We start from the raw sequence: 25,822 nt of genomic DNA, 5'->3' as shown, positions 1-25,822 counted from the left end.
CACTCATCCCGCTTGTGATGTGCAAATGAGTGGTTTTGATTAATTCAACATAAACAGCTTTGAAATGAGAGAAACTTGCGTTATTCGAGGGGCTAATTCAATATAAATAACGATAGATTATCATTATAAATCAATGTGTTATCTAGAACAAGAAGAAGAAAAGAAAGAGACAAAAAAAACGGGCCGCAAAGACCCGTTTCTTTATTCTCTCTAGGGAACAGAGCTTAGAAATCCATTCCGCCCATTCCGCCCATTCCACCAGCTGGCATTGGAGGCATTGGAGCATCTTTCTTTGGCATTTCAGCAACCATTGCTTCTGTTGTGATCAGAAGGCTTGCAATTGAAGCCGCATTCTGAAGCGCAGAACGCACCACCTTCACAGGATCAACAATTCCCAAAGCAATCAAATCACCAAATTCACCGGTTGCGGTGTTGTAACCATAATTGTCAGCATTATTTTCCAACACCTTGCCAACAATAATCGCTGCTTCTTCACCGGCATTGGTTGCAATTTGACGTGCTGGTGCTTGGAGAGCACGACGAACGATATTGATACCCGCTTCTTGGTCCGGATTGTTTCCTTTAACGGTCAACGCACTTGCTGCACGCAACAATGCGGTACCACCACCAGCAACAATACCTTCTTCCACAGCAGCGCGTGTTGCATTCAAAGCATCATCCACACGGTCTTTCTTTTCTTTCACTTCAACTTCTGTTGCACCACCCACACGGATAACAGCAACACCACCAGCGAGTTTAGCAAGTCTTTCTTGCAATTTTTCACGATCATAGTCAGAAGTTGTTTCTTCAATCTGCGCTTTAATCTGATTGACGCGTGCGGTAATTTCAGCCTTTTGTCCAGCACCATCAATAATGGTGGTGTTTTCTTTAGAAATATTCACTTTCTTTGCACGTCCAAGCATATCCAAAGTGACATTTTCAAGCTTAATGCCGACATCTTCAGAAATCACCTGTCCCGATGTTAAGATAGCGATATCCTCTAACATTGCTTTACGACGATCACCAAAGCCAGGGGCTTTTACAGCAGCAATTTTCAAACCACCGCGCAATTTGTTGACCACGAGCGTTGCCAAAGCTTCACCTTCCACATCTTCAGCAATGATAAGAAGGGGTTTGCCAGACTGCACAACCGCTTCCAAAACTGGAAGTAAGGATTGTAAATTAGACAATTTCTTTTCGTGAATGAGAATGTAAGGGTCATCAAGATCAGCAACCATTTTCTCAGCATTTGTGACGAAGTAAGGGGAAAGATAGCCACGATCAAACTGCATACCTTCCACGACTTCCAATTCCGTTTCAGCGGTTTTTGCTTCTTCTACGGTAATAACACCTTCATTGCCCACTTTTTCCATGGCATCAGCAATCATTTTACCGATTTCAGCAGCACCATTGGCAGAAATAGTTCCAACTTGCGCAATTTCTGCTGAAGTTTGGATTTTTTTAGCTTTTTTGAAAAGATTAGCCACCACTTCATCCACAGCAGCATCAATTCCGCGTTTAAGATCCATAGGGTTCATGCCCGCAGCAACGGCTTTGACACCTTCTTGTACGATAGCTTGCCCCAAAACAGTTGCCGTTGTTGTTCCATCCCCAGCAATATCATTGGTTTTAGAAGCAACTTCGCGCAACATTTGCGCACCCATATTTTCGAACTTATCTTCCAGTTCGATTTCCTTTGCCACGGATACACCATCTTTTGTGATGCGCGGCGCACCAAATGATTTATCAATTACCACATTGCGCCCTTTAGGGCCGAGTGTCACCTTAACCGCATTAGCAAGGATATCGACACCGCGCAACAAACGCTCACGCGCTTCACGGCCAAATTTGACTTCTTTAGCAGCCATTTAATTTCTCCTTGGAGTTTTTCTCAAAATAGTACACAATGAAAAATTGAGCGCTTTTAATTAGCCCATAATTCCCATAATGTCAGATTCTTTCATGATTAAGAGGTCTTCCCCATTAATCTTGACTTCAGTTCCAGACCATTTTCCAAACAAAATACGGTCTCCTGTTTTGACTTCGAGCGGCACGCGCTTTCCGTTATCGTCGAGAGCGCCATTGCCAACGGCAATAACTTCACCTTCTTGTGGTTTTTCTTTAGCTGTATCTGGAATGATAATCCCACCAGCGGTTTTATTTTCAGATTCAACCCGACGAACAACGACACGGTCGTGAAGTGGGCGGAATTGTATATTAGCCATGTTTTAAATCCTTAAAACTGAACATAATTGCATTAATCTTAGAAAGTTCTTGCTAGCACTCTTAAGTCGTGAGTGCTAACGCTGTTTAAGATATAAAATCGGCATTTCTCAATGTCAAGGATAGTCATAAAATAATTTCTCTATATAATGAAGCTTCCACGTCTTGCTTCTTCTTGCACTTTCGCGTTATCTAGCTTTTTTTAAGAACCCGTGAACAAAAAAGGATCTTATCATGGTTGAAACACGTCAGGAAACGGATAGCTTTGGAACGATTTCGGTACGCGAAGATCGTTATTGGGGTGCACAAACTGAACGTTCTCTGCATAATTTTAATATTGGCAGTGAAAAGCAGCCTCTTACCATCATTTATGCTTTAAGCCTTATCAAAAAAGCCGCCGCCCTTGTCAATATGGACAAAGGCAAACTTTCTCAAAAGATTGGAAAAGCAATTGTCACAGCTGCCGATGAAGTTCTCTCTGGTGCCTTCGATACGCATTTTCCTCTTTCTGTTTGGCAAACAGGCTCCGGGACACAAAGCAATATGAATGTCAACGAAGTGATTGCCAACCATGCCAGCATGCTTTTAGGGGGTAAACTGGGAAGCAAAAAACCCGTTCATCCGAATGACCATGTCAATATGAGTCAATCCTCCAACGATTCCTTTCCCACGGCACTTCACATTGCCACCACGCTGCAAACACGCCAACATCTCTTTCCTATTCTTGAAGCACTCATTACCACTTTCAAGAAAAAAGAAGAAGAATTTGCCGACATTATCAAAATTGGACGCACCCATACACAAGATGCAACCCCCTTAACGCTTGCACAAGAATTTTCAGGTTATCGAGTCGCCCTGGAAGCCAATCTTCATCGTATTGAAACAGCCCTTGCTGATGTTCAAATGCTTGCTCAAGGTGGAACAGCTGTGGGAACAGGACTCAACGCCCCAAAAGGTTTTGACGTTGCCTTTGCACAAACCATCAGCACCCTCACAGGAATATCCTTTAAGACGGCGCATAATAAATTTGAGGCGCTTGCTCATCATGGCGCACTTGCGCATTTCCACGGAAGCTTGAATGCTCTCGCCGCTGATCTCTTTAAAATTGCCAATGACATTCGGTTTTTAGGTTCTGGTCCACGTTCCGGCTTAGGCGAACTCAACTTGCCTGAAAATGAACCAGGCTCCTCTATTATGCCCGGCAAGGTCAACCCCACCCAGTGTGAAGCGATGACCATGGTTGCAGCCCAAGTTTTTGGTAATCATACCAGCGTAACCTTTGCTGCCAGCCAAGGACATTTTGAACTCAACGTCTATAAACCTCTTATTGGCTATAACGTTTTACAATCGATAACCCTTCTTGGTGATTGCATGCGTTCTTTTGATATGCATTGCATTCAAGGATTACGCGCCAATCGCGTTCATATTCACGCGCTCATGGAGCGCTCACTGATGTTAGTCACAGCTCTTGCTCCAGAAATTGGCTATGAAAAAGCCGCTGAAATTGCCAAGGCAGCGCATAAAAACGATACAACTTTGCGCACCGAAGCCCTCAAAGCAGGCGTTTCTGGAGAAGATTATGACCGGCTGGTTGATCCCAAAAAGATGATCGCTCCCCAATAAAGAAGCCTTGAGAGAAGATGCAAACTTCTTAAACCTTACGCATAAAAAACATCGGGGCGCCCACGCCCCGATTATGATTTCTCACAGTGTTCATTTTAGGCTCTCATCCCCATTCCAGCTCTTGTCCAAAGGAGATAATGCATTGATTAATGATACTACAAGCATTATCCAACTTGAATGAACGACCTCCCGTACGATTCTCTCATTTAAAGTCCATTTATGTTGAATCAATCAAAATCACTTGCTTGCACACCACAAGAAAGATGAGTGTGTCGCGTAAAATTGCGTAAGACAAGAAAAAATGCCTCGAATGAACTATCTTAAAAACCCGAGGGGTGGTCCACAACATTTTAGAGCAGCCCTAAATGTGTGATGGTAGCGGCTTACTCTTTTATGAAGCATAACGATGGGCGTGCTCAATAGACAAACAACTGTTGGAACAGAAAAGCGTAAAGCCAGTTGTGTTATGGTTGGTGTTTTGCAAAATATTTTATAAAAAACTGGTATATCTCTCCAATTCATTGCTAGTAAGCTTTATTTTTATAACATTGTTGCCCTAAGAGAGCGCGTGCTTTTGCTGTTTCTTGTAAATCAACCGCCACCCCTAAAGCAGCCGCATATTTGAGACAAAGATTAAGACGCATCAATGCTGTTCAAGCAGTTCCAGCTTTTGTATACCAAATAAGGGAAAGGGTATCGCGTATCTCTGTTTGTGCAATCTCTAAAACAGACAGACAGCCTAATTTAGGGAGAATATGCAGTTTTAAAGTAAAAACCAATCCCCCAAGCCATCACCTTTTTACGGCTTTCAAAAGCATCTAAAGCAATATCTTTTAAAGAGTGGAGCTTACGCATTGCTTCACGCGTTTGTTTTTCTTACGTTCTTTAATGAGGTCACAACCCCTCATACAAAACAGAACGCCACCCAGTTGCCCATTTACGGGCTTGTTTTAAAGAAACATCTCTCAAAACGCACTAAAGCCCATTTCACGACGACACCCGCGAATGGTATAACAGCCCCCATGGAAATAATATAAAATCTATTGTTTCTCCCCCCATCTTTACGCTTAAGAAGAAGCAAGCCGGAACCATCATTATATTTGCCAGCCCTAAAATGTTGCGACAGCTCTTGGCATTTGAAGACGGTTCATAAGAGCCATTTTTACTCCTTTCTTCTATAGTTTTTACCCCCACGCCAGCCCCGCTTGTGACATGCAAGCAAGTGACATTAATTGTTTCAATCTGAGAGGATTTGGAATGAAAGAATCTTACGATATTCGGAGTTTTAATTTAATATGCATAGCGGTAAACTATCATTATAAATCAATGTTTTGTAAAAAGCCCCCCCGAAAGGTTTTGACCTTAAGCTTTCTATCTTTCCTAAAAACAATCCGCGCCCTCACAGGGATTATGCTTGGATAGCGCACAATAAATTTGAAGCCCATCATGGCACTCTCATCCATTTCCCAAAACGCCTAAATACCTTAGCCACTGCTCTCTTTAAAATGATCAATGACAGTCAGCCTAAAGGCTCCAATCCACATTCCAACTGAGGCAAACGAGAAGAATAGTTTATCATTTTACATGAATAAAAAATCTCATGGAAAAATACTCTCCCCCTTTCCCCTTTTTATTCTTCATATACCCCTTTCTTATTTTTCATATTCCATTGAATCAATCCAAACGATGCACTTACATCATCACAAGAAAGCGTGGCATATCAATAAAAAACAATTGAAAAAAGTTGCTCTTCTTCTCAATTCCCCAAGACTATCGGCATACAAGAGGAGTCAACAATATTGAACAAAGAAAGGGGCCACCATGCACTTTTTTAATACGAAGTACATTTATATTAAGCATAAAGATAATAATCATTATGTATAATGCATTTATCGTTAAACAATAAAAAGTATTTTCGTATCTACAAAATGATATTTTTTAAAACAAGCTAAAACATTATTTATTACACCATAATGTTTTCTAAAACACAGAGAACACTAAAGAAATATATCCAAAAAAAATCCTAAAAATTAAGTCTTACAAGGGGAAAAGACAAACTAAACATTGTTTTAAAAAGCCTAATGATGAAAATTTATGGATTTTAGAGTATTTTATTTTTCCATAATGATATTAAATATAGATTTTTTTAACCAATTCATGCATAATGCATTATGTAATTGAAATAAATTGGGGACGTTTTATGAATACAAAATGTTTAATTGCACTATCTCTTTTCACTTTCATGACCGCTTCAACAGCGCAAGCAGCCGATACGGTAATCGTTAAACAATCACAACCGAATGTTTCAGCGCCAAGTGATTTATCACCAAGAATCTCACCGGTTATTGTTTCAGCACCTTTTTCTTGGTCTGGTTTTTATTTTGGCGGACAAATTGGACATCTTTTCAGTAAAAGCACTTTAAATTACGCACCAGAAGCGCGAGACGGAAAATGGGCTTGGGTCGATAGAGATTTATCACCAAAACCAACAGGATTTGTTGCCGGTTTTTATGTAGGTTCTAATATTGATCTAGGAAATAACCTTGTTGTCAGTTTTGATACGGATATGATCTGGTCTGGGAGAAAAGACACCCAAACGAACAGAGGAAAGAAAATTCTCGATGAATTAGACTCTATTAATGCTTCCTTTCACGAAGCTGGGATTCCTATTATAAAACCAGCCGCTCAGGATGAAACGATCCCCGACTATAATGATATTGTTGTGAGCAGTGTAACATTGAAAGAAAAGTGGGCTGGTGCTGCCCGCGCGCGTATTGGTTTTGCTTCCCATCGTCTTATGCCTTATATTGCAGGGGGTGTCGCCTACACAAAGATGCAATATATCCTATCACTTTTAGCAAAATCGCAAGAGGATTCGACAGTCGTCTTTGCTTCTGGCGATGTATTCGATAAAACAAAAACAATGATTGGTTACACTGTTGGTGGTGGCTTTGATCTTGCCATGACAGATGACATTATCATGCGTACAGAATATCGTTATACAGATTTTTTTAAACAGAAATTTGCAAATGATGAACTTAAAATAAGCAACCAAACGCATAATTTTCGCCTTGGCATCGCTTATAAATTCTAATGTCTTGTAGAAAAAATGAAACGTTTAAAAAACCCTGCTAAAAACAGGGTTTTTTAATGCCTCGCTTCCCCCTTAAAAAGACGAAGTTCTTAAAAACCAGCGCTAAATTGTCACCAAAGGATCGCGAAACAATCTAGCGTCTCAACAAGTTTCTATCCTCTAATCCTTTTATAGGACGCATTTGAACGATAAACATTTGACCCGCACACCATTGGACCATTAGTGCCCTCATGAAATCAGTGAGAGCACTGATATTTCTTTAAAACAAATATGGATATTGCGCATCAAGTACAGCTGATGATGATAACGGGACAACAGCATAAAAGAGGAGCTTGTATGTGTTCATTTTTCAACCTCTTCTTCACGCCTAAAAAGGAATGCTTCTAAATCGACAAACAATCTGTTTTTTTTCAATGTCAATTCACCTCTTTTTTGCTTAAACAAGATCATAGGCTAATGAGAATTAATTTTCTCGCCACATCTCAAAGCACAAAGATTTTAAATCCCATTTACCCCCCCCCTAAAACCCCATGGCAGTTTATCAAGAAATGCAACTTTTAAAAGCGTTTCCTCTTGACGTCCCATTTCATGGGGATTCACATAAACTTAAAACTATGGCAAGCCGTGAGCTGAATATTCAATACACACTGAAAAAAACACTCTTGAACGTTTCAAAAAGCTGCCTTCTCTCACCTCATCACACTTTAAATAACGACATTTTACAACTATTCTACGCCAGAGAGACGCAATGGATATTGCCGATCTTTATCGCTGTAAATTATTACACATTGATTTATAATGATAATTAATTATTTTGAATGAGAAACCTAAAATACCCGCGGATTCTCTCATTTCAAATCTGTATCTGTTGAACCCAACAATCCCGTGTCTCTCGCACGTCACAAGCAGGATGATCTCGCGTAACGTAAAATTGTACAAGAAAGGCATGCCCCTTTTGAACCGTCCTCAAGAGCCAAAGGTTGGTCTGCGACATTTTAGGATAGCCCCAAGTAGATTGATGGTGACAGCTTGCTTCTTTATAAGCGCAAAAATGGGGGGAAGCACAATAGATTTTATATTATTTCATGGAGACGCTTTACTGTATACCTTTCACGAGCACCTTCGCAAAATGGCTGTAATGTGCCTTTAAAAATATTTCTTAAAAAAAGCCCGTGAATGAGCCATTCAATAGTATTCTGTCTTGCATGAGAAGCGTACCCAAAAAAAGACAGGTGAGAAACAAAAGCGTGCGGCAATGCGTACTCTCCACTCTTTCAAAGATATTAATTAAGATGCTTTTGGAAGCCGTAAAGCCGAATGAAAAGATGATGATAAAGATGAAAAACAGTTTGCGCCTTTACGGCTTTATATTCTCCTTACTTGACGTCCCATTTCATGGGATTCACGTAAACTTAAAACTATGGCAAGCCGTGAGCTGAATATTCAATACACACTGAAAAAACACTCTTGAACGTTTCAAAACGAGGCTGTTTATCTGTTTCAGAAATAACTCAAACAGCGATATGGAACACGCTTCCATTTGGCATATAAAAGAAGCAACAGCTCATAGAGCTCTTATCCGTCACAATGTGTGTCTTAAAACATGCTGCGCATGAGTGGTTGGATGTTGATTTAAAAGCAGCAGACACAAGCTTTTTTAGGCAAACAAAATCATAAAACCGCTAATAAATCCACTATGAATTGGAGAGATAGTCCATCTTTTTACAAAACGATTTGCTAAACAACAACCATAACAGGAATTGGCTTTACGTTTGCTTATTCTGTAACGACATGCCCTAAACGCCTTAAATGATGACGTTTTACAAAACTGTTCTATGCCAAAATAGAGCAAGGCTATTGCTAATCTCTGTTTGTGTCATTTCTAAAACGAAAAGGCAATCTCACTTGGGGAAAATATGAAGTTGTAAAAACCCAAAAACCATTTTTGAAACCCCATTTCCAAGCCCGCTCCTATCCTTCTGCTTCGGCGAGCAAAAGCCAAGAACACTCTTTTAATAAGCACGCTCTTTTAAAGAGTGGAGATTACACAGAATCTGGCGCGTTTGTTTCTCATCTGTCTTGGATCACACCCCTCACAGTATAGGAGAGCGCTCCAAACCACGCCCCCCTCAACACTTGCTCATGCACGGGCTTATTTTCAAGAAACATTAAACCCGCAAACCCATTTCGCAACAGCAGCCATGAAGAATATAAAATCTATAGAGCACCCTCTTTACACTTCATCAAAGAGCAAGCTTAAACCATCATGCACTTTGTCCCCTCCAATGATACCCCATCACATTTAATAAGATGCATGAAAAGGCACGCTTTTCTTGGACAACTTTATGCCACACAAGCGCATCCTGCTTGCAATGTGCAAGAAGACATGGTTTTGATTGATTAACGATAAACAGACTTGAAGTGAAAGAATCCTCCAGTATTCGAGGACGTTTATTCAATAAGCAAAACAGTGAAGACTCTTTACACATCACTGATTTAAATGCCAAGATTTTATAAATCCCAATATTTTACAAATCCCAGAGGTTTATAAATCCTATGATTTTATAAATTCATGTGATGCGACACAATAAGCTAAAGGGGGATATTTATAAAGTGGTGCGGGTGGTCGGACTCGAACCGACACTCCTTTCGGAACCAGATTTTGAGTCTGGCGCGTCTACCAGTTCCACCACACCCGCACTTGTATTATAAAAGACAGACTTGTCGATTATCTCTTTGCACTATATGAAGAAGAACAGATTCGTCAACACCAGTCTTCTCATTTTTTAAGAATTTCTCTCATTTTCTTCTCTGTTTTATGGAATATTTTCTTTATCGAATTTATAACAATTTCATTTGTAAAGTTTTTACCTCTTAAATTTATAAAAATCTCATGATATTAAACAAATTAAAGCTTTGGACGATTTCTTTAGCAAATCGGCGTACAGCACCACACTGGCTTGGTTTCATTGCCTTTATTGAAAGTTCTGTTTTTCCAATACCCGTAGATGTTTTATATATCCCGCTGCTGCTTATCCGTCAAAAGCAGGTTTATCGCTATGCTTTGATTGCGACGATCTGTTCTGTTTTGGGAGGCATTGTCGGTTGGTTTATCGGACATTTTGCCTATGACACCCTTGCCAAACCCATTTTAGAATTTTACGGGAGAGTTGAAAGTTTTGAAACTCTGAAAAACAGTGCCACCCTGCAATTTCTGATTATTTTATTGATAACATCAGGTTTTTTTCATCTTCCCCCCATCAAAATTGTCACAATTTTGGCCGGTGTGATGAGTGTACGTCTTGAACTTTTCATTCTCATTTGTATTTTTTCCCGAGGTGCACGTTTTTATCTTCTCGCGTGGCTGATTAAACATTTTGGACAAAAAGCAATGAATTTTCTAAAACGACATTTCAAATGGATTATCCTCTTCGGTTTTGTGAGTCTTGTTTTGATTTATGGAATTTTCATCGTTTTTTTAAACAAGCAGCTTTTATAAGGAACAGACCCAATGGCATGTGTTTTGTCTTCCCATTCATTTTTAAAGAAGCACCTTCATCTTGAACCCAGTAGAAAAGAACAAAGTTTATGGGCTTTTTTTCTGGCTTTTTGCTTATCCGCCACAATAGGTCTTGCCCTTGGTTTTGAACATCTTGGCGGGTATCTTCCTTGCGATTTATGTCTTATCGAGCGTTTTCCCTATTACGGTGCCGTCCCATTTCTGCTCTTAGCAGGTTTTGGAGCGTGGTTTTTTCGCATGTCTTCTTGGATACAACTTTTATTTTTATGTGTTTTTGTCTTAATGAGCATCAGCCTTGTTCTCGCCATTTATCATGCCGGTGTTGAATATGGCTTTTGGGAAGCTCCTCTCAGCTGTGGTGTAAACGCCGTGCGAAAAACCACCAATATTAACCAACTGCTTAACCAATTAAACAACATTCACCCTCCTTCTTGTTCTGAAGCACCCACACGTTTTCTTTTTCTCTCATTTGCCGGTTGGAATGTTGTTGCAAGCCTATTTTTCACCCTTATGAGCCTCTATATTACTTCAAAAGGCATTCTTTCAGGCCACAAGACATAACAATCACCCGCCCCCCACGCGCACAAGAGCATACTTGCTCTTAAAAAAAGCACCACACAGCCGCACATAGGGGCTCCAACAAGCCAAAATGACACCTATAACCCCTAGAGCCCCCATGCATCCCACACACATCATCTCCAGACCACAAGACAAACCAACCGCCCCCCGCACACAAGAGCATACTTGCTCTTAAAAAAACACCACACAGCCGCACATGGGGCTCGACAAGCAAAAGACACCCATATAACCCCTAGAGCCCCCACGCACCCCACACGCATCATCTCTCCTCAAACTTCTGCTCATTTTTAACGGATAAAACAACCTTTTGTTGTAAAATATTCCTCTCTTTTCTTTTTCATGTCTTTGCTGATTTAAGGTTGTTATCCATGTTTTTCTCTCTAAAGGGAGGAGAAACAACAAAAACAACGGATATCTGTATTTTATTGTTTTGCTTCTCTGTACTTATAAGAAACATTTTGATAGAAACAGGCGTTAGAAAAGCGATCAAATAATGCGTGAGGGGACCCATAAAAATTGAATGGTCAACCATGCCTGAGGATAAAAACACAGCACCTCCCTCGCTTACTCCTTTAGATATCTGTCACCTTGAAGCCCCCCCTACTGTAATGGAACATGATCATGCTGCCTGGCGAGAACATGAGAAATTCAGGGATTTAAATGCTCCTTACACAAAACCCCCGCATATAAAACCTCGGCTCAAATCAGCCCCTCGCATTCGACAAGTTTTTTGGTGCGATTTTCCTCATGATTCGATCTTACCCGAATTCTGGAAAAAACGTCCTGTTTTAGTACTCTCTAAGAATGCAAAACTCTACGGGAATGTTACGGTTTTGCCATTTTCGACAAAATCGCAACCAAACAATCCTGCAGCTTATGCCTTACAATCTCCGATAGAACGTAAAAAAGCATGGATTATCTGCAATTATGTGACAACAGTTTCAGTAAGCCGTCTTAGTTGTTCACGGAGTGTTCCAAGGTTATCGGAGGAAGAATTTCATAAAGTTGTTGCGCTTATGCTTAAACATTTACCTCGTTTACATCATTGTTTACCCCATTGACTTTTTTAAAGAATAAGCGTATATAAATAAGCACATACGGCATCAGCAATGGTGGCCGCTTCCCTCGCAAGGGGAGATAGGAACGGAGGAGTGGGAAACCACTCCTTTCGTCATTTAAGTGCTCCCTTTTACTTAAGATATCCAACAATATCATCATCCTAATCAACGCAAAAAAAAGAACGGTGACAAACTGAAATGAAGAAGCTTACCCGATAGGAAGGCTTATAATTTTCCCTTAATTCTCCCTTTAGAAAACGAGTTCATAATAAACAGCCGGATCTATTCTCCTTACAGGGTTGCCTATTTCCTTCGAAAAAGCAAGAGATCACTAAAATCTAATCCGAGGTCAGTGCTTTTAAAAAAAATGATAAATCACTCACAACACACAAAAGAAGCCTATTGATAATAGCCCTCACCCTCCCCGCCTTCTCCAGCAAACATCTGCTTACCATTTGTGAACTTTCGTCATATCATTTTACAGAGAGAAAGAAGGAGAGTTTTACATCTTTCTCTAACCCAAGTAGATAACCAAGTAGAAATCAGCGCACCACCCGTTTTTCTCCTTGCACAAAGAACATCATAGTTACTACCTTAAACTTCAATGCACTGCCTCATCTCTCATAGCTTTCAGTCGCGCAAATAAATTTTCAACCTTGTCTTATCTTTTTGCCTCTCAAACCCTCTTTTCACAAAAAACTTCACCTTTTGAGAATACAACCATGACAAGCAGAAAGATTCTCGATAAATGGGAACATTTCTCATAAAAGCATAAATGCTTTGATTTATAATGATAATTTACTGTTTTGTATGTTGAGTGAGAGTCTCGAATAACGTAAGATTCTCTTATTTCAAACCTGTTTATCTTGAATCAATCAAAACCACTCATTTGCACAGAACAAGTGGGATGAATGTGTGGATCAAATTTATATAAGAAAGGAGTAAAAATGGCCCTTATGAACGCTCTTAAATACAAGATCCGTCGCAACATTGGTGGCTGGCAAAGTGTGTCATGGTGCCGGCTTGCTTCTTCACAAGCAAGAAAAGCTCCCGTATATATATAGGCTCATAGACGATAAGCTTCACATCAACAAAAAAACTATGCCAAAGATTGGATTGATTGTCTTTACTGCCAAATTTCTGATGCTCTCACCGCCTCTTTTTTGCACCCCATATCAATACCTCTTTTTTACACCCCATAAAGGATAAAAAAACTTTTCTTTGCAAAAAGAGCAATTTTAATGCTCGACTTTATTTCCAAGAAACACACCCCTTTAGCGCGAGATATATTCTCTTGCCCTATCGCCAACACTTGTCATTCCCCAACATTGATCCCCATCACACCCTAAAGCATAGGCCGTTCATCACTTCCATTGAAAAGAGATAATAGACAAGAGATAAACGAGAATGTTGATCATCTGCATATCAGCAGCGTAGCATTCCATCGAGACCACGCCATGCCCTTATTTTTCTTTTCGCATTTCCCACATGATAAATCATGAGCTATCCTTTTCATATTGTGCCATAGAGAGGGTTTTGCTTTTGTGCAAATCTTTCAAGAGAAATCCTTTTCTGCTCATAGATGACAAGGTTTCTTTATGGAGAGCGCGCATGGCGTTCAGCTTTGGCCTTTTCCATAAAAAAGGTAAGTTCAAACTTTAACCAAAACGACAATACACCTATTCTAAACGATTTACGCACCACCTCATTGGCATCAGGCTGCTCCAATATCGGTGTATTCGGTGCATTTACTTGAGAATTTTTTGCACTTCCACGCCCCATAAAAAAAGAAAATATTTTGATCATATTCAATTCCATAGTGATGATTCTGGATTGAACGATGCCAAAAAAAATCAAACAAAAATAGAGGGATAAGTTATGAAAACTATAGGGTAAATTTTGCTGCCCCAAAATGTCTATTTTTCTTCCTCTAAACAATCATTGAAACATTATAAATATTTTCTTATGTAAAAACAATTACTTATAATCTAGGGGAGAAAGGTAAAAACTTTCCCCAGAAAAGGAGATTATCTTCAAGATTATCAAAAAAAGCAGCACAATTTTAGTAATCTTTTTGTTTTTTTTTGATAAAATCAATTGGCAGGTGTCTTAGGAGCCCCTCCTTTAGTTTGCCAATTCGCAACACTTGAAACCTGCTCAATAACATCCTCTTTTAACTCACCAGTTTTCTTATTGCGTAAATCATATTGATCAGCATTCTGTCGCAACCATTCTGCAAGTGTTTGTTTAACAGTTTTACTTGGTGCAGCCTCGCTCACCGCTTCCCAAGCTGCAACAGCTGCAGCAAGCTTTGGAACATAGTGTGGATGCATTGGATCTTGAAACGCATATTTTTTATCCTTAGCGTCACGAGAATCATCCTCAGGAAAAAAAACGCAGGGCGCAGACCACGCGATGAAAGCCATTCTTTTAAATCTTCAACGAGAACATATGAGAAATCTGCATCTATAAAATCCAAAAAATTATAGTAAGACCATTCTATCTCTAATCGATCGTCTTTTCCTGCTGAAACAATGGCATGATAAGCTTCTCGGAAATTAGCAGTACTTTCTAATGATAAAAGAAGCTTACCTTCGTAAATATCACTCTTTTCTGGTTCTATTTTGTTGACAAAACGACATCTTCCTGGATTTAATCCAGCTATTAAAAATGCTGCGTGCGGTATTGTTAGTTTTTCAGGCAGCCGCCATAAGTCCAAACCTTCATCAATGTCCATATATGCTCCATTTTTTCTGCACAACTTAATTCTTTTTTAAAACATCAAAAACGTTTGTTAATGTACAATTGGGCTCTTTCACGTTGCAACTCATCCCATACTGTATAAAAACACAGCAGCCATACACCTCCTTGTGATCTACAAGCAAATAATTTGAATTGATTCAAGATAAGAAGTTTTGAAGTAAGAGAACCCTACTGAATTTAGGGCTTTCATGCAAGATATAAGGCAAGTTACAAGGCGATAAATTGCCCTTTATAAAGCATCAATTTTCGTGCGTAATCAAACAATTGGATATGATCATATCTCTCTCATTTATGCACTCCCTTAAATCTACCCCCTGCAATCACAGCCCAAAAGATAATTTGTTAACACTGACAGATCCACCTAAATGCAAAAGCTATAACAGTGCTGAATGTGCGTAAATATCATAAGCGTACGGACTTACACCTAAGCAGGATGCAATGCGTAAAACTATCCAAATAAAATGCTATAATGAATCATGCTAAAAGCTGTCGTAACATTAGGAGCAAAGGGGTATGAGAGTGCCGGCTTGCTCTTTTATGAAGCTTGAAAGTGAGAAGACTCAATAATGTTTATATTATTTCATGGGGGCTTTACCACTCTCCCCTTCTATATTCTTCACCTATACGCTTCACGAGCACTCTCGCAAAATAAGCTTTTGTTACTTGAAAAAAGTCTCTTAAAAAAAATGATCTCAAAGTGCAAAAGTTGTTATAGCCTTTTGAACGCATCAAATAAATGATGACGCTGATCTCTTTCTTTCCCTATATTCTTCAAGCATCAAATACACATGAGAATGCGCCATTGAAAACTCTCTTTTAGCAAAATTGAGCAAAATAAAGCATATTTTCTCTCAAGGTTTTCACACAGCCCCTCTCAAACCCCACTTTATAAATCACCCCATTTGATAAATTCTCTTGTACTTCCTTGTATTTGCCAGATTTGCCAACTTTACTTGCATAAGCCCCAGCGCTCTTTTTTTTCCAGCGCAACCTTTTTGCACTTTTTCAGTTTCTAACTTTTAGGTTGACTTTCAGTTTATTTTTCTTCATGTTTTAGAATTATTCTAAAGTGCAAAGGAACAGAGAATGTTGAAATCGTTTTTTTCATTTGTACAGCGTAAAGCTCTGTCCTTTCGTTCAGCACAAAAAATGATGCTTCAAGCGCTCAAAGCAAAAGAGCAACATGTCGCGCTCTATTTAAAATATGCAAAAGCTCTAGAGCCTTATTCCTCTAAGGAAGCCGCGGTTTTTACCGCCATGGGGCTTCAAGAGCTTGAAAATTATAAGCAACTTTTGTGTCTTTCTTGCCACAATCGCGCCCACACAGCGGGTGGATCGGGTGGATTATGTGAGCAAACTTCTTTTATAAAAAGCAAGGGGAGACAAGCTTCCCCGAAAAAGACAGCAGCAAATCACACCATAAAAAAGCCCTCGAAAGCGGAAAAACAAACCCTTTTGACATGGATTCAACCTGGTCTTGCGGGATTAATGGACGGCTCTGTCTCCACCCTCGCCCCCATTTTTGCTGCAGCTTTTGCCACAGGAGAAACGCATCAAACCTTTTTGATAGGGCTCTCAGCTTCCATTGGTGCGGGGCTTTCAATGGGTTTTACAGAAGCAGCCCATGATGACGGGAAATTATCAGGGCGTGGTTCACCCTTAAAAAGAGGTCTTGCCAGCGGCATTATGACAACATTAGGGGGGTTAGGTCATACGCTTCCCTATTTGATCCACTCTTTTTACCTCGCCACAGTGATTGCCTTTATCATTGTTTTTTTCGAACTAGGCGCCATCGTCTGGATCCAGAACAAATACATGTCAACGCCTTTTTGGCGCGCCTCTTTACAGGTCATCATTGGGGGAGCTTTGGTTTTTGCCACAGGGATTCTTATCGGAAATATTTAAAAAAAACGTGTCCCCACAATTTCAATCTCTCATATAATTTCGATCTCCAAGAGGGGTCCCTCTTAGCAAAACATCAAATTATCATTGGAAATGCCCTTATTAAAAGGGCTCTTATGGTGCTTTGATATTTTGACCTTTAGTATCTAAGAAATCTTCTCTGTAACAAATCATTGAGATCGCAAATGCACGTGTTCCTTCATAGCCATAAGCCATCATTGGGAAGGCTATTCCGGAAAATTTCATTGGTGCTGATTTGGAATTTTGTGGATCAACAAAAGATGATAACCACGCCCTGGGGACAACCTATATCAAAAAACCTTTATTGACTTGTTTTATGGCTATCTTTTGTTAAAGTGTTATTTTTTTCGAGACCTCATATTTTGGACATACCTTGATCATGCCGAACACTGAAACCAACGCTCCTCTAAACAACCAAGAAAATGGTGTTTCTTCTCAATCTTCACACCCGGTGACTTTATTCGTTCAACGTCTTGAACACGGACAAGGTCTAGAACTTCCTCACTACGCAACAGCGGGTTCTGCCGGTCTTGATCTGCGTGCAGCCATTGGAGAAGAAGAAACGCTTGTTCTTGCGCCAGGGCAGCGTGCTCTTATTCCAACGGGTCTCATTTTTCATTTATCACTGGGGCTTGAAGCACAAATACGTCCACGCTCTGGCTTAGCTTTAAAGCATGGCATCACATGCCTCAATACCCCTGGAACCATTGATAGTGATTACCGTGGCGAAATCAAAGTCCTTCTCATCAATTTGGGTCAGGAAGACTTTTCCATTCAACGGGGCATGCGCATTGCCCAAACAGTCATCGCCCCCGTAACCCAAGTCAATGTTTGCGCCATTGAACCAGAGCAAAATACTCAAAACCATAACGAAAGCCGTGGAACAGGCGGTTTTGGTTCAACAGGACACAACTAAACAGCTCTGAAAAATCTGTTTTTAAAGCAATACGGGCTCACGACTCTTTCACGTCCCGATCCCTTGATTTTTGCGTCTCTTGGGCTTTTAAAACGCCGAAGGTGTATGCCGTTTTATGCCCAAGACGCCTTGGTTAAACCGGACCCTTAGAGCGGCATCCTTTTTTCTCCTATTTCTTCTCAAGCTTCACACCCCGTTCCTTTATCCATTCAGCATCGTAGCATTTGAGACAAGAAAACTTTCTTGCGATGGCTGGTTTTACTGATCTTGATAAATATACAAGCCCTTAGAGAAAAAAACCTTTACACGTAGTGCCCTTAACACGTCTTTCCTTGATCACTTAGGGCTTTTAAATTTCTCAAGCACGCATCCTTCCACGCTTCTCATTTAGCACTCCCCTCACATGCCCCCTGCGATGATTGACGATGATAATTGAGACAACACATCATCTTGATTGGATTAAGAAGAATTCATTGTCTTGTAAAATGAGCAATCCAAATGCCATAAGACTTTTTCATGACCAATCTGTTTTTTCATCCATCACCCTCCAAATTTCTTATTTGTTACAAGTCCATTAAGCGCTGCTTGCCGGTGTAGATAAAAACTGGAAAAATGCCCTATAATAAACCTCACCAATAACCGTCACAACATTGGAGGAGTATCATGATATCCACTTTCTTTCTTATGAAGCACCAAAATGATAGTGCTCAATAGATTTTTTTATTCTTATTTTATGAGAACATCATCCATGAACACCGTTGCAAAAGCTTTTAGACGCATTAAGACACAAAGAACAATGACAACGGTTGATACCGCATTTCTTGCGGCACTATGATAATATTGAGAGAATTTTGTCATCCGATAAGACTTAATTTTACGCTCTCCAGCGCATGCGTGATTTAATTAATCGATGAGAGTTCCATCATCAATTTCACTCTGTAACTTTGATGAAAGTGCTCTATTTTCTTCAAAATTTCCTTGTTTAAAAGGCGCTTTTTATCACGGGGCGGAAGCTGTTCCAGAACTATGCGCATTGACGGCATCGCTCATTGTGACCGCCTTCACATGGCCCACCACGTTAGTGCCCGCTCCCTCAAGGGCACCGTCTGCCACAACAGGTCCATTTGTCGCATCAGCTGTTTTATGATTGCCCCCACCTCTTGCAGCAAGATTGGGAGAATTTTGCAATCCAACAAGACCAATTTTACGATATCCAGCCATGCGTATTTGATTTAATAAATCGATGACAATGCCATAATCCATTTCACTATCTGCTTTGATTAAAATTTTTGTTTCTAAATTTTGCTTGGTTTCTCTTAACAAAGTTTCTCTCAAGGCTGCTTGTTCTATAAGATGATCATCAATGTAAAGAGAATGATCTTTTTGCAAAGTGACATAAAGGGGCTCATCAGGTTGAACCACTGAAGGCGTTTGCGTTATAGAAGGAAGTTGAACAGGAATGACAGATGTTGCCAATGGTGCGGCAACCATAAAAACAATCAACAACACCAACACAACATCAATAAAGGGCGTCACATTGATTTCACTGTGCAACCCACTATCCTCTGTTTCCCAATCATCATTAAAGCTTGCTTTCATTTTTTATGACTTTTCTGTTGTTTTTGTCGATCAAGTTCACGGCTCAAGAGCCTTTCAAGAGCAGCAGCGATATCCCCTAAATCACTGCGATAACCATTCAAAGCACGCATAAGGCTGTTATACATAACAACAGCAGGAATAGCCACAAAAAGTCCAATCGCCGTTGCAAATAAGGCCTCAGCAATTCCAGGAGCCACCACATCAAGCCGCGTTGTTTGCGATTGAGCAATTCCAATAAAAGAATTCATAATTCCCCACACCGTTGCAAAAAGCCCCACAAAGGGCGCAATAGCACCAATGGTTGCAAGAACAGCGTTCCCACACGCAATACGGCGTGTCGCAGCCAGCAAGCAGCGCGACAAAAGCGAATGAACCCTTTCTTTTAAACCTTCATGAACATCGCGAACATAAACATCGCGAGAAGCATCTTTATATTGATCATTTTCCTCATAAAAGAGAATATCTTCAAGCGTTTGTACATTTTTCCTTGTATTGGCTCTCTCAACAGAGCTTTCGCTTATCCCTTCAGGAGCAACAAAATTAACCTGTTGTGTAGAAAGATAGACCTCTTTAAGAACCTCTTTGAGAAAAAATACCCCCGCCCCTTTGCTTTCTTTCAAGCTGGCAGCTAAACGCGTAAGAGTCTGAGCATTAAGAACCAATTGGAGTTCCTGGCGCACGCGTCGTTTTGCCAAAGTGATCTCAACAATTTTCACAAAAGCAATTGTCCAAGACATAAGAGAAGCAAGCAACAAAAGAATAATAACAGCTTTCACCACCCAATCAGCAGCCATAAACATAGAAAAAGGAGAAAAATCATGCACTGCCAATACAGCAGAACTATTCTCTAAAGGGACTGTTTCAGATTCCATTTTTGTCTCGCACTCTTGTGGTCTTAATCTTCTTTATACACTGGATCGTCATCCCGCATAGCATTACTGTTCCACAATGCCATTTCCCTTCAACGTCACTTTCGCATTCCTCTTAAAAAAGAAAACTTGATAAATCAAGTATAGTTTTCTTCCTTAAATTCTCTCTTATTCTAAAGAAACTCTTCAACAAATTTATCTTACTCACTCAATTTACGCTGTAAATTTGGCAAAATGATAAATATGTCAGAAATATCCCATAATAATATTTCAATTTATAAAAATAACGCATCATCTTTCTACTTACAACACATTGACTTATAATAATAATTTATCTCATTTCTGTTGAATGAGCCCCTCATATTGCAAGCTTTTCTCATTTCAGCCGCTCTTGAATAAACCCAACAAAATATTTCCCGTCATGGGATAATTTGTACGGAATAAACAGCAAAGATGGAATACTTGAAGAAAAAGATATTCACCTCTTAAAAAAAATCAATTCTCTGAAATCCCCTTTTTACAATTAAAAAGGTGCCATAAGGCTTTTAAAAAGGACGATCGCAATATTTTAACAGGTAAAAAAAAGGATAATGGAGATAGGCTTTAAGACTTCAAATATATAAAAAAAAGAGCAAGCAACATTATTTTCTCTTCTCTGCTTCAAAAGCCTAAAGACGGCATAACTTCTCTTGCAAAATTTCTCCTGCAAAATCGCTAAAACCGTTTTTTTACCTATTACCAAGTTCTTAAAAAACAAGTCTCAATGTACCACTTTAACAAAACTTTTATAAAAAAACTTACACCACAAAAAGCTGGAGAATGATGCTGAATTCCTTTCAAAAGCATAAGACAATTTCAACAGAGAAGATCCTTTATGGGAAAGAGCCCATCTTATAGGGCGAATTATAGGCGAGATTTATTTTATCAAAAACAATTTTAAATTCGACAAAATGAAGGGAACCAAAAAAAACTTTGAGCGTTACCCAAGCAGTAAAAATTTTCACTCCAATGCAAATGATTACGATGAACACACCAACACAAATATAAAATAGATAAGAGAGGGAAAAAACATCATGGCCAATAATAAAACACCACAAAAAAATAAAACCGCCGCAGAAAAAGACCTACAAAACGAGCTCCAGGGACAACTAGAAACGTTACGCCATGAAATTTCAGGGATGACCTCAACACTGACAGATCTTGGTGCAAAAAAATTCAATGCAGCCAAAGACAAAGCGGAAAAACTGTATCACTCAGCGAAAGAAAGCAGTGAAGACATCATGTCTCAAGCAAAAGACAAAATCAGTGATTTGGAACAAACCATGAACCAATGCGTTCGCAAAAATCCTGGCAAAAGCGTTTTGTTTGCCGCAGGTGTTGGTTTTATTCTTTCTCAATTACTGCGTCGTTAAGCAATGCATAAATTTATCGCTCCTCTTTTAAACCATCTTGTCGGTGGAGGGCTTAAAAGCACGGTTAAGCAAGTGCGCCTTCAAGCAATTTGCTGTGGATTGATTGGCATTTCATTATTCATGGCTTTACTTTTTTTATGTATCATTGGTTTTCTTGCGTTATGGACTGTTATGAAGCCTCTTGCCGCCGCCAGTATCATGTTTTTAATTTGGCTTTTTCTTGCAGGATTAGCATTTATGATCAACCGGATTCTCAAGGCTTATCAACGCTATGACCAACAAAAAAAGACCGAAGAACAACGCCACAAACTGGTGACAGAGGCGACAATTTCCAGCCTAGCTGCTCTCAGTCAACATCTCCCTTTTGCCAAATTGGGTGTCCCCATTCTGGGACTAGCAACTTATTTTCTGTGGAAAAAAGATAAAAAAGACCACCTTTCAGATGAAAATATGTAACACTGCCATTCTAATCCCCCCGGGTGTTTTCTTTCCTTCGAGAGAGAAAACACCCTTTTGTTTTCCAAGTCTTTTCCCCCATCCTTTGGAACAATCTTGATTTGCCTCATTGTCATGAAGTAAAGGGACGATTGCCACACGCCCTATCATCTTCATCACTCCCTCATTCTCCCTTGTCCTTGCAAAGGCAATCCTGTATCAAGATCTCCCTTGTCGAGATCTCTTTTGCCAAAATCCCCCCTTTTGCAGCAACATTCAATAAAAAGCAGAACAATCCATTACCGCCTCTAAGTAAGCAATCCAACCCCCTCCCTATTTACTGTCTGCTCCATCGGGCAGAGCCTCCTTTAAAATACGGATATTAGGAATAGCTTTTACACGCTTTTGGTAGAATTCGCTTTTTTATTGATTGTAGAGCCTGCTTTGTATTTTCGGATGTCACAAAGCACTCTCCCCAGAGAATACCCCCCCGCAAATGCTAGAGATTTTAAACGATACTCCCCCCCTCTTGCGATACCCATACACGACAGGCAAAAAACAGTGTTATGAGGGGCAATTTACGACACATTACCACCCCAGAATAACACATATTGATACATTCGGCGTGAATCAGTTAAAAAGCTTTAATTTATCATCATCAAGGTTCAAGCGATGAAATCTTTATCCATAACGCTCGCCATCATATTTATAGCTTTCTTTTCAATATCAGTATTATCAAAATATACGAGTGTAGAGAATTTAGAACAATACGATAAACTTTACGAAGAATATGTGCATAAAAATTATAAAAGCTTAGAATACCACCAGAAATTAGCAAAAGCAAAAGAATCGATAGAATATTTAAAAACGCAGATGGGAGATACTGTAGACATACCCCATGATAAGAGCCCATTTTGGAGGTATTTAATAACATTACCAAACAATCCTCCAGAATTAATATTTTAAAACATTATCACATATTGCTTGTTTTTTGTGGACGCTTTGCCGATTTATGGCAAGGTGATAAAAGTATGCCGACACTTACATTTAATGACTTAACAATAAGACTGGAAGCTTTTAAAGCTAACGGAATGAAATATAGGAAACATTGGGATTATATAGAACATATTTTCTTCAAAGCAAAATTTGACACCAACTTTAATGATCCAATGTTTGCATACGCAGAAAAATTTTTAGACTCTCCAAATGGCATTAGTAGAAAAGAACAAACCATTCGTACAGAGCAAATGATCGTAGAAAATGAACTCTCTCGTTTTCAAAACACAGCAACAATGTGCGCTATTGCGAGAAACGTATACCTTGAAATGATGCCCAAAGAACATGTAAGACCACCTGTGAGATATAGCACTTTTGAAAAATGGAAGCGATATTTAACACGTTTTTAAACGAACGATCAAAATGCTTTTGAAACCCACTAAGCGCTCTTTCTCATGAATTCACAAGATAGAATAGTGCTTGATTCTTCTCCAATAAGATACCGCACTGCCGCTTAAAGATTACACTATCGATAGAGGCATTGTGCTTCTTTTATTGCTTTTTGCACGAACTTATAACGATTTATTACTTTTTCAGCCCACCATTCAAAACGATTTTTATCTTAATTTTTCAACATATTGTCATAAAAAGGGCTAAGGCAATCCCAATGCCTTCACATTTCCTCAAAGCACAAATCCTCAAAGCACAAACACCCACAAGCGTACATGATAGGTAATAACTTGGCCGAACCTCCTGCACGGCACATCCAAAATTTCTCGCGCGCCACCGACAGCCATCATCCAGAGAGAAGGCTTGGTTCCAGAAAAACAAACCATCCACTTCTGTTTTTCACCAACACCACCCCACGAATAAAATCTGCTTTTTGTCCCTCTCCTCAATCAGCAAATTTGCCAGATTTCCCTCAAGGGCCGCCCCCCTCAAAGATAGCTTAAATATCTTGCAAACCTTCTCGCGCCTCCCCTTCCACCATTACACGACCAACCAACACGCTTGCAAAAATAGATTACACCCTCTGCTCCAAATCTTAGGCCAATGATACCATAAATCCTCGCAAAAAACTCAAGATTCCTTAAAGTTCAAGCACCCATGAGGGCATCATGATGGGTAATAATATCCATCAACTCTGTCACGACCGTATTCAATACTTCTCGTGCATCACCTTCAGCCATAAGGCGGATAACCGGCTCAGTTCCAGAAGCACGGATTATCAGCCGTGCCTCTTTTCCCAACCGCTTCTCTGCTTGATTAATGGCCGTTTTGACGGGATTTTTTTTCAAGACATTTTTATTTTTAATCGTTACATTTTTTAAAATTTGCGGTACAGGTTCAAACCGTTTACATAATTGGCTCATAGGGGTTTGACTCTCCTTCATACAAGCTAAAATTTGCAAAGCTGCCACCAACCCATCACCTGTTGTCCCAAAATCACTGAGCACAATATGCCCCGAAGCTTCACCTCCAACATTATATCCCTTTTGGCGCATGGCATCGACCACATAACGATCCCCAACTTTTGTCCTAATAAGGTCTAACCCTTTTCCGTTCAAAAACCGCTCCAGTCCCAGATTGGACATAATCGTTGTGACAACTCCATTGCACCGTAACCGTCCCATTTTATGCCAATTTTCAGCAATCACAGCAATCAACTGATCCCCATCAACCATTTGTGCTTTTTCATCAACAATGAGAACACGATCACCATCTCCATCAAGAGCAATCCCTACATCCGCACGCACTTCATGCACTTTGCGTTTTAAAGAGCTTAAATCAGTTGAGCCACATTTTTGATTAATATTGGTCCCATTGGGTTCATCATGAATAGCAAAAACCTCAGCCCCTAATTCCCATAAAGCACGGGGTGCCGCTTTATAGGCAGCCCCATTGGCACAATCTACAACAATACGCACAGCATCTAAGCGAACATCACGCGGCAATGTTCGTTTGGCGTATTCAATATAACGATAAATATCCCCCTCGACCCGTTTTGCGGAACCAATTTCAGCAGAACTTGCTAAAGATTTTGAAAAATCTGTATCGATCAATTGTTCAATTTTTGCTTCCATCTCATCTGAAAGTTTAAAACCATCAGGACCAAAAAGTTTAATTCCATTATCATAGAAAGGATTATGAGAAGCAGAAATCATCACCCCAAGATCGGCGCGCAAAGAGCGGCAAAGCATTGCAACAGCAGGTGTTGGTATTGGTCCTAATAAAAAAACGTCCATCCCCGCAGCAGTCAATCCTGACACCAAAGCATTTTCCAACATATAACCAGATAATCGCGTATCCTTGCCAATCACCACACGACGCGATTGATGTTGTGAACGGAATAAAAACCCTACAGCCATCCCCACCTTCATGGCAAAATCCGGTGTCATAGGAAATGAATTAGCTTTCCCCCGAATTCCATCTGTACCAAAATATTTTTGCACCATGCCTCTTTCCTTTATACGTCTTCCCTTGGGCTTTTTTTAAAGCTCTAACAGCCCCCTTGGTACAATAGGCTTCCTCACCCTATACCCTTCACCTTATAAATAAGACTAACTCGATCCTCATCTTTTTAGATCATTAAAAACCCTCTTCACCCTCTACACATCTAAACCACGCTCAACCAATGAGGTTTCTACACCTCACCTATAAAGCAATATCCTCTTCTAAAAAAGCTTTACACATCCCTTGAACACAATCAAAGAATAATCTCACACCCTATCACCAAACCTCACACCCTGAGCCCAAATCCACACAGCACCCCATCGCCAAACCTCACACCCTTACCCAACTCGCAAAGCAA

General features: G+C 39.9%; 20 protein-coding genes, 1 tRNA gene and 1 pseudogene. 11 read left to right on the top strand and 11 right to left on the bottom strand.

From position 1 onward, the window contains the following. Window positions 1-224: 224 nt before the first annotated feature. Both groL and groES read right to left on the bottom strand, forming a co-directional pair. Window positions 225-1,868, bottom strand: coding sequence for a chaperonin GroEL (groL, locus tag PVV57_RS02775; protein WP_273718916.1), 1,644 nt, complete (start codon window positions 1,866-1,868; stop codon window positions 225-227). A 60-nt stretch (window positions 1,869-1,928) separates the two neighbouring features. Beyond that, window positions 1,929-2,225, bottom strand: a complete 297-nt coding sequence (gene groES / locus PVV57_RS02770; RefSeq protein WP_005774667.1) for a co-chaperone GroES — start codon at window positions 2,223-2,225, stop codon at window positions 1,929-1,931. A gap of 232 nt (window positions 2,226-2,457) precedes the next feature. Between groES and fumC the strand changes: the two genes are divergently transcribed. Further along, window positions 2,458-3,846: a class II fumarate hydratase gene (gene fumC / locus PVV57_RS02765; protein WP_273718915.1), complete on the top strand. Its 1,389-nt coding sequence runs from the start codon at window positions 2,458-2,460 to the stop codon at window positions 3,844-3,846. Between the two features lie 390 nt (window positions 3,847-4,236). On the opposite strand, the pseudogene PVV57_RS02760 reads toward fumC, so the two are convergent. Then, a pseudogene (locus PVV57_RS02760) lies at window positions 4,237-5,006 on the bottom strand (Arm DNA-binding domain-containing protein); the annotation flags it as partial. A gap of 1,040 nt (window positions 5,007-6,046) precedes the next feature. Here PVV57_RS02760 and PVV57_RS02755 point away from each other — a divergent pair. Then, on the top strand, window positions 6,047-6,940 hold the full coding sequence (locus PVV57_RS02755; protein WP_273718914.1) for an outer membrane protein: 894 nt from the start codon (window positions 6,047-6,049) through the stop codon (window positions 6,938-6,940). A 2,614-nt stretch (window positions 6,941-9,554) separates the two neighbouring features. Here the strand turns inward: PVV57_RS02755 and PVV57_RS02745 are convergent. Continuing rightward, window positions 9,555-9,639: transfer RNA gene (locus PVV57_RS02745), tRNA-Leu, on the bottom strand. A gap of 194 nt (window positions 9,640-9,833) precedes the next feature. Here PVV57_RS02745 and PVV57_RS02740 point away from each other — a divergent pair. The 3 genes from PVV57_RS02740 (at window position 9,834) to PVV57_RS02730 (ending at window position 12,100) form a co-directional block, all read left to right on the top strand. Continuing rightward, complete coding sequence (locus tag PVV57_RS02740; RefSeq protein ID WP_273718913.1) at window positions 9,834-10,439, top strand: YqaA family protein; 606 nt, start codon at window positions 9,834-9,836, stop codon at window positions 10,437-10,439. Window positions 10,440-10,451: 12 nt separating this feature from the next. Then, complete coding sequence (locus PVV57_RS02735) at window positions 10,452-11,021, top strand: disulfide bond formation protein B (RefSeq protein WP_273718912.1); 570 nt, start codon at window positions 10,452-10,454, stop codon at window positions 11,019-11,021. A gap of 548 nt (window positions 11,022-11,569) precedes the next feature. Beyond that, complete coding sequence (locus PVV57_RS02730) at window positions 11,570-12,100, top strand: type II toxin-antitoxin system PemK/MazF family toxin (protein WP_273718911.1); 531 nt, start codon at window positions 11,570-11,572, stop codon at window positions 12,098-12,100. 1,593 nt (window positions 12,101-13,693) lie between these two features. Here the strand turns inward: PVV57_RS02730 and PVV57_RS02725 are convergent. The 3 genes from PVV57_RS02725 to PVV57_RS02715 all read right to left on the bottom strand — a co-directional run bounded on the left by PVV57_RS02725 (window position 13,694) and on the right by PVV57_RS02715 (window position 14,834). Beyond that, complete coding sequence (locus tag PVV57_RS02725) at window positions 13,694-13,903, bottom strand: hypothetical protein (protein WP_273783392.1); 210 nt, start codon at window positions 13,901-13,903, stop codon at window positions 13,694-13,696. A 287-nt stretch (window positions 13,904-14,190) separates the two neighbouring features. Next, window positions 14,191-14,376, bottom strand: a complete 186-nt coding sequence (locus PVV57_RS02720) for a hypothetical protein (RefSeq protein WP_273783390.1) — start codon at window positions 14,374-14,376, stop codon at window positions 14,191-14,193. Then, entirely contained in the window at window positions 14,373-14,834 is a 462-nt protein-coding gene (locus PVV57_RS02715; protein WP_273783389.1) for a hypothetical protein, read from the bottom strand. Before PVV57_RS02715 ends, PVV57_RS02720 begins: the two co-directional genes overlap by 4 nt. A gap of 1,112 nt (window positions 14,835-15,946) precedes the next feature. Here PVV57_RS02715 and PVV57_RS02710 point away from each other — a divergent pair. Together PVV57_RS02710 and dut are read left to right on the top strand one after the other, a co-directional pair. Continuing rightward, window positions 15,947-16,765, top strand: coding sequence for a VIT1/CCC1 transporter family protein (locus PVV57_RS02710; protein ID WP_273783387.1), 819 nt, complete (start codon window positions 15,947-15,949; stop codon window positions 16,763-16,765). 397 nt (window positions 16,766-17,162) lie between these two features. Beyond that, a complete protein-coding gene (gene dut, locus PVV57_RS02705) occupies window positions 17,163-17,699 on the top strand; it encodes a dUTP diphosphatase (protein WP_273718906.1) in 537 nt (178 codons plus the stop codon). A gap of 999 nt (window positions 17,700-18,698) precedes the next feature. Here dut and PVV57_RS02700 read toward each other — a convergent pair. Then, window positions 18,699-19,298 (bottom strand): biopolymer transporter ExbD, encoded by a 600-nt coding sequence (locus PVV57_RS02700; protein WP_273718904.1) that lies wholly within the window; start codon window positions 19,296-19,298, stop codon window positions 18,699-18,701. Then, complete coding sequence (locus tag PVV57_RS02695) at window positions 19,295-20,170, bottom strand: MotA/TolQ/ExbB proton channel family protein (RefSeq protein WP_273718903.1); 876 nt, start codon at window positions 20,168-20,170, stop codon at window positions 19,295-19,297. The genes PVV57_RS02700 and PVV57_RS02695 overlap by 4 nt, the downstream gene beginning before the upstream one ends. A 1,070-nt stretch (window positions 20,171-21,240) precedes the next feature. On the opposite strand from PVV57_RS02695, the gene PVV57_RS02690 reads away from it, so the two are divergent. After that, window positions 21,241-21,579 (top strand): YqjD family protein, encoded by a 339-nt coding sequence (locus PVV57_RS02690; protein ID WP_273718902.1) that lies wholly within the window; start codon window positions 21,241-21,243, stop codon window positions 21,577-21,579. Window positions 21,580-21,582: 3 nt separating this feature from the next. After that, complete coding sequence (locus PVV57_RS02685; protein WP_273718901.1) at window positions 21,583-22,035, top strand: phage holin family protein; 453 nt, start codon at window positions 21,583-21,585, stop codon at window positions 22,033-22,035. Here PVV57_RS02685 and PVV57_RS02680 read toward each other — a convergent pair. Beyond that, window positions 22,018-22,194: a hypothetical protein gene (locus PVV57_RS02680; protein WP_273760952.1), complete on the bottom strand. Its 177-nt coding sequence runs from the start codon at window positions 22,192-22,194 to the stop codon at window positions 22,018-22,020. The genes PVV57_RS02685 and PVV57_RS02680 overlap by 18 nt on opposite strands. Before the next feature lie 492 nt (window positions 22,195-22,686). Between PVV57_RS02680 and PVV57_RS02675 the strand changes: the two genes are divergently transcribed. After that, a complete protein-coding gene (locus PVV57_RS02675) occupies window positions 22,687-22,980 on the top strand; it encodes a hypothetical protein (RefSeq protein WP_273718900.1) in 294 nt (97 codons plus the stop codon). A 65-nt stretch (window positions 22,981-23,045) separates the two neighbouring features. After that, a complete protein-coding gene (locus PVV57_RS02670) occupies window positions 23,046-23,420 on the top strand; it encodes a hypothetical protein (protein ID WP_273718899.1) in 375 nt (124 codons plus the stop codon). Window positions 23,421-24,107: 687 nt separating this feature from the next. Here PVV57_RS02670 and glmM read toward each other — a convergent pair. After that, window positions 24,108-25,466 (bottom strand): phosphoglucosamine mutase, encoded by a 1,359-nt coding sequence (gene glmM, locus PVV57_RS02665; RefSeq protein WP_273783385.1) that lies wholly within the window; start codon window positions 25,464-25,466, stop codon window positions 24,108-24,110. Between the last annotated feature and the right edge of the window lie 356 nt (window positions 25,467-25,822).

Source organism: Bartonella sp. AU15XJBT (assembly GCF_028618615.1).
Taxonomy (GTDB): Bacteria; Pseudomonadota; Alphaproteobacteria; order Rhizobiales; family Rhizobiaceae; genus Bartonella.
The sequence above is the reverse complement of the archived record's forward strand: the minus strand, read 5'-3'. Positions and strand labels throughout refer to the sequence as shown.